A 426-nucleotide genomic window follows, 5' to 3' on the forward strand; every position below is an offset into this window, starting at 1 on the left:
GTTAAAAGCGTCATTCTATATCGCCATACAAGACGATTGTGTAAGGAAGAACCCTTTTGATTTTAAGTTAAGTGAAGTCCTAGAAAATGATACCAAAGAGAAAGTCGTATTGACAGAGGAACAGGAACAAACCTTACTCTCATTTATCAAGACAGACAATGTGTATCACAAGCATTATGATGATGTGCTGATACTGTTAAAGACTGGACTTCGTATCTCGGAACTGTGCGGACTGACAGTAGCTGATATTGATTTCAAGAATGAAGTTGTAATTATCGACCACCAGTTACTAAAGAGCAAGGAACAGGGCTATTATATTGAAACGCCTAAGACGAAAAGCGGAATAAGACAAGTGCCATTAAGTAGAGAAACAATACAGGCATTTCAACGGGTTATGAAGAAACGCCCAAAGGCAGAACCATTTGT

The 426-nt window shown here is 38.5% G+C and carries 1 protein-coding gene; it reads left to right on the plus strand.

Features of this window, described 5'->3' with window-relative positions:
• A partial coding sequence (locus tag NE664_14435) for a site-specific integrase (protein MCQ4727832.1) occupies positions 1 to 426 on the plus strand: 426 nt, incomplete at both ends.

Origin of the sequence: Anaerotignum faecicola, assembly GCA_024460105.1 — a bacterium.
Lineage (GTDB): Bacteria > Bacillota > Clostridia > Lachnospirales > Anaerotignaceae > JANFXS01.